General features: G+C 66.8%; 3 protein-coding genes. 2 read left to right on the top strand and 1 reads right to left on the bottom strand.

What is annotated here, in order from left to right:
- A partial coding sequence (locus tag L6Q67_RS23100; protein WP_296575717.1) for an FAD-dependent oxidoreductase occupies positions 1 to 1,039 on the top strand: 1,039 nt, incomplete at its 5' end.
- Between the two features lie 136 nt (positions 1,040 to 1,175).
- On the opposite strand, the gene L6Q67_RS23095 is transcribed toward L6Q67_RS23100, so the two are convergent.
- Positions 1,176 to 4,133: a TonB-dependent receptor gene (locus L6Q67_RS23095; RefSeq protein ID WP_296575714.1), complete on the bottom strand. Its 2,958-nt coding sequence runs from the start codon at positions 4,131 to 4,133 to the stop codon at positions 1,176 to 1,178.
- Positions 4,134 to 4,451: 318 nt separating this feature from the next.
- On the opposite strand from L6Q67_RS23095, the gene L6Q67_RS23090 reads away from it, so the two are divergent.
- On the top strand, positions 4,452 to 5,435 hold the full coding sequence (locus L6Q67_RS23090) for an aldo/keto reductase (protein WP_296575711.1): 984 nt from the start codon (positions 4,452 to 4,454) through the stop codon (positions 5,433 to 5,435).
- Positions 5,436 to 5,613: the final 178 nt, after the last annotated feature.

Genomic DNA, 5,613 nt, shown 5'->3' with positions numbered 1-5,613 from the left:
CAACATCAAGTCCTTTGAATCGCGCAAGGCACATCTCGAGGCACAGAACCTCGAGACCCGGAAGGAGGCCGCGGCCGTCGCCGCGAAGCTCGACGGCCAGACCTTCGCCACCTGGCTGGACGCGCGCGGGCTGCGCGACGAGCGCCTGCGCTGGTACCTGGACTACGCCTGCCGCGACGAGTACGGCGCCGATGCCGGCACGGTGTCGGCATGGGCGGGGCTGCACTACTTTGCCGGCCGCCAGGGCTTCCATGCCCCTGGCGACGACGCGCCCGGCCGCGACGCCGTGTTCACCTGGCCCGAGGGCAATGCCTGGCTGATCCAGCGGCTCGCACTGCCGTTGGCCGGCCGCCTGCATGCCGGGCGCCTCGTCCATGCCGTGCGCACCGAGCGCGAGGGCGTGCAGGTCGATGCATGGGACATCGCATCCGGACGGCCGGAGCGCTGGCAGGCCCGAGCCGTCGTGATGGCGGTGCCGCTGTTCGTTGCGGCACGCTTGCTCGCAGACCCACCGCCGGCGCTGGTCGCTGCCGCGTCACGCGTGCGCTATGCGCCCTGGCTGGTCGGCAACCTGGCCCTGCGCGAGCCACTGCTCGATCGGGGCCTGGGTGCGCCCGCGTCGTGGGACAACGTGCGCTATGGCTCGCCCTCCCTGGGCTACGTCGATGCCGGCCACCAGCGCCTGTCACCTGCCGCAGGCCCCACCGTGATCACCGCCTACTGGCCGCTGACGACCACCGAGCGGGGCGCGCTGCTGGCCGACTCCGCATCGGACTGGGGGCGCCGCATCGTGGCCGACCTGCAGGCCGCCCACCCGGACCTGCCCGAGAAGGTGCAGCACATCGACCTCGCCCGCCACGGCCATGCCATGAGCATTCCGGTTCCCGGCACCCGGGGCAGCCCGGCGCTGGCGGCGCTGCGCGAACTGCGCGGGACTGTGCAGTTCGCGCATGCCGATCTGGCCGGCTACTCGGTGTTCGAGGAGGCGTTCGAGCAGGGGGAGCGGGCCGGGCAGGCCGCGATCTTCGCTCGGCGCTGAAAGACGCCTGCTCGCACCGAGCGCAAACCCCTCGCCAATCCTGTGTCCGAGTCGGTCGGCCCCGCAGACGCAGAACGGGCCACCCGCAGGTGGCCCGTTCTTCGGTGGGTGCGGTCAGCGGGAGCGACCGCGAGCGTCAGAACTCGTACTGCGCCAACAACCGAATGGAGCGAGCCGGCTGCAAGCTGAGCGGCTGCCCGTAGGTGGACTTCGGATCATCCATGCCGCTGCCCTCGGCTTCCTGGATGGTGCGAACACCGCGCTTGTTGAACACGTTGATGACGTCCATGCTGAACGTCATCCCCTTCAGCCACGCCGGCGTGTAGGTGGCCTGCAGGTTCAACTGCTCCGTCCACGGCGTGCGACCCAGCGTACCGCGCGGGTTCAGCTTGCCGCCGCACCAGAACGACGCGTCACCGTAAAGCTGTGACACACCATCGAGCTCGCCGGCATACACGCCAAAGCAGTTCTTGGGGCGACCGCTCTGGATGATCAGGTTGGCACCGAGGCGCAATTCGTCGCTGAAGGCATACGACCCCCAGAACTTGAACGTATGACGGCGGTCGTTCGGCAGGTAGCCCTCGGCGCCTTCCATCAGGCCGGGATAGTCGAAGTCCTGACTGATACCGGCGTCGTCCTGGCCGATGTCGGACTTGACGTAGCCCTCGGCGTTGCCCTTGCTGAACGCCAGCACGTACGAGCCCTGGAAGCTCCACTTCTTGTCCCAGGCGCGCTCGAAGGTGATCTCCAACGCGTCGTAGGTCCGCTTCGCCTTGGGCATGTGCAGGGCCGAGGCCGGGATCACGACCGGGCTGAGCACGCCCGTACCGTCGAGGTCGATGTTGGCCGTGAGATCACTGCCAGGGTTGTAGAGGAAGCAGTGCCCGATCGCGCCACCGATCGCTGCCGCCTGGTCCTCGCTGTAGCCGTTGGCCAGCGCCCACTCATACGGCCCCTCGTCGTTGCAGATGTCGTCCATGCCGCTGCCGAGCTTGCGGTGGGTGTACTTCGCACCGAACGACCAGCGCTGGCCCAGGGACTTCTGGAAGCCGGCGATGAACTCATCCTGGTACATCGGCTTGATGTTGGGGTCGACCACGCTCAGCGGGTTGGGCGTCTCCCCGTTGCTGCTGTAGACGCGCTCGCCCAGTTGTGCACCCAGCGCCGGGCGCGAGAATCGGTCTGTGCCGAGGTTGCCCCCGTACATGTAGAAGTCGCGGTAGTCCAGCTCGGTTCCCGAGAGCCGCACATTGGTGTTGGCATAGACGGGAATGTAGTAGCGGCCCAAGTTGCCGTACACCTTCAGATCCGCGTTGCCGGTGACGTCCCAGGACATGCCGAACCGGGGCGCCCAGGTGTTCTCGACCTCGATGAACGGCGTTCCGGCGGCGTTCTTGTTCGTGAACGACTCGTTGCGCAGGCCGACGCTGGCGATCAGGTTGTTCGTGACCTGAATCGTGTCCTCGAGGTACCAGGCCGAATTGATCGTCTTGAACTTGCCGCCGTTCTGGAACAAGCGGAATTCGACGATCTGCACAGACGGATCGACCCCTGGTGTACCCGGGATGACGTAGCCGTTCGACAGCTTCTGTCCCGGATTGCGGGTGCGCAGGATGTACTGGCCTTCGCCGGGCGTAGCGGTGCCGTCCTGGACACTGTAAATCTCGTGGTCCAGGCCACCACGCAGCGTGTGTTTGCCCAGCACCCACTCGGCATCGAGGCGGAACGCTTCGCGCTGATCATTCGCGTTCGGGTCCGTGACCCGCGTCGCGGTCCAGCAGCCGTAATCCTTGCGCGTCGAGGTGCGCAGATCGACCACGACGGGGCAGTCTGCACCCGCAGGCGCCGAAGACCGGTCGTACTTGCCCACGCCGGCCAGCGCCGACACCGAGAGGTCGTCGTTGAGCCAGCTCGTCCACTTCAGGATGACGTTCTCACCACCCGCCGTCTCCGTGCTGGGGCCCTTGTACTCGCCACGCTCAGTGCCGTACTCGACCGACGAATCCCACGTGTCGGTCTTGTCCTTGGACTTGTCGTTGAAGGCCGTCAGCTCGAACAGGTTGCGATCGTTGACGTTCCAGTCCACCTTGACCAGGTACTGCGGCGTATCGTTCTTGATCTCTTCCTGGGTTGCCGCGTAGTAGTAGTTCGACTTGGTCTGCGCCCCCTGGACCAGACCGAAAACGTACAACTTGTCCTGAACAATCGGACCGCCGGCCCACAGGTTGACGTAGGTCGAGTCGGTGCCGCCAGGCTTGTCCACGAGTGACCACTCGCCCGTGACCGGATCACGGAAGGTCCGCACCGCGGAGCCTTGCAGCGAGCTGTTGTTGTGCTTGAGGTTGACCCCGCCGCGCCACTCGTTCGTGCCGCGCTTGGTGGTCACGCTGATGACGCCGCCCAGGGAGCGGCCGAACTCGGCGCCGTAGCCACCGGTCTTGACCTGCTGCTCGGCAACCCCTTCATAGGGCACCTGGTTGAACGCCACGCCGTTGACGATATTGGTGACGTTGAAGCCGTTGATGTAGTAGGCGTTCTCGGCCGGCGACGCACCACCGAGAGACGGCACGTTACCGGCTCGGGAATTGGTTTGCCCAAGACGCGAATCGCCCACCACGGCGCCTGGAGCCAGGAGGGTGATGGCGGTCACGTCACGCTGCACCGGGATGCGGTCGATCTCGGCCTTGCTCAGGATCTGCGTCGACTCCGTCGATTTCACGTCGAAGTTGCGCGGCGCCAGGCTGCCCGTGACCTCCACGCGCTGGGTCGCGCCAAACAGCGCAACGGCACCCTGGCCGGCCTGCACCGTGACCAGGACGCTTTCCTTGGTGCCGTTCGCCCGATTCACGGTAACCGTGTACGTACCCGCGGGCAGCTGCGAAACCTGGAACGATCCCGAGGCATCCAACGTCAGCTGACGGGTCACCCCGATCGACTTGTTCTCGACGACCACCACATCGCCCTTGCCGCCGCGGCCGCTGATCGACCCGGCGCTCTCCTGCGCGTGGACCGCCACCGACGCCAGACACAACCCTGCCGCCACCGCCAGCGCTGTATGCCTGAGCCCCTGGGTTGATGCCCAATGTTTCCTCATGTTCATGTTCTCCAGAACGAATCACCCAAAACGAAACCCGCCACCGCTGGTACATCCTGCCGCAGGCATGGGTTTGCCCGCGGCCGCCCCAACCCGGCGGAATGTCATTGCATTGTCAACGGTTCGTGAAGCAGCATCTCCTCGGGCTATCCCGTCTGCGACCCATCGTTGCGCGTGGACGACATCGCCGAGCCGCCCAGCCATCAGGGTTATCCGAACCGCCGCTGCGCCGCCTGCACCGGTTGCGCGACACTTGCCCGCCACAGTGCCGCGCACCCGCCCCTGGGGCCCACTCGGCGAACCGGAGCAACGTCTACCATGCGCTACCGCCGCCTCGGCCGCGCCGGCCTGCGGGTCAGCGAACTCTCCCTGGGATCGTGGGTGACCTACCACACGCAGGTGGATGTCAACGCTGCCGCGGAGATGATCGCCGCCGCCTTCGATGCCGGCGTCAACTTCCTGGACAACGCCGAGGCATATGCCGGCGGCCGCAGCGAGGAGGTGATGGGGCAAGCGCTCAAGCGGCTGGGCACGCCGCGGCTGAACTACGTCGTGTCGACCAAGTTCTATTGGGGACTGGACCGCCAGGGCGATGCGGTCAACCGCAAGGACACGCTCAACCGCAAGTACCTGATGCAGGCCATCGAAGGCTCGCTGCGCCGCTTCGGCCTGGAGCACATCGACCTGATCTACTGCCACCGACCCGACCCGCACACGCCGATCGAAGAAACGGTGCGGGCGATGAGCGACATCATCACCCAGGGCAAGGCGCTGTACTGGGGCACCAGCGAATGGAGTGCGGCCGACATCCGCGCGGCTTGGGAGATTGCCGAGCGCCACCACCTGCACAAGCCGGCGATGGAGCAGCCGCAGTACCACCTGTTCCATCGCAAGCGGGTCGAACACGACTACGCCCGGCTGTATGAGGAGATCGGGCTGGGGCTGACGACCTGGAGCCCGCTGGCCAGCGGCCTGCTCACCGGCAAGTACCGCGGCGGCATACCCGAAGGTTCGCGCGGCTCGCTCGAGAACATGGCCTTCCTGCGCAACGGCCTGACCGACGCGGCCAAGAACGCTGCAGTGGCGCAGCTCGAGCCGATCGCCGCCGAACTCGGCGGCAGCCTGGCGCAACTGGCCATCGCCTGGGCCACGCGCAACCCACACGTATCGACCGTGATCACCGGCGCCAGCCGCATCGCGCAATTGCGGGAGAACCTGGGCGCGCTGGCCGTGGCCGAGCGGCTCACGCCCGAGGTGATGGCGCGCATCGAAGAGATCGCTGCGCCGCTGGCGGATCGCTAGCGACGGGCTCAGATCAATCCACGATGAACTCGCGCATCCGCGCGAACGCCGCGTCAGGCTCGTCGCGCCAGGCGCCGTGGCCCGAGGCGGCGCAGGCGGCGAACTGCATCCACTGCGGCGGCAGCGCGGCAGCGATGTCGCGGGCGTCGTCGATGGGGCACACCGGATCGCGTTCGCC

Origin of the sequence: Zoogloea sp. (genome assembly GCF_023150065.1) — a bacterium.
In the GTDB taxonomy this organism is placed as follows: domain Bacteria; phylum Pseudomonadota; class Gammaproteobacteria; order Burkholderiales; family Rhodocyclaceae; genus Zoogloea.
The sequence above is the reverse complement of the archived record's forward strand: the minus strand, read 5'-3'. Positions and strand labels throughout refer to the sequence as shown.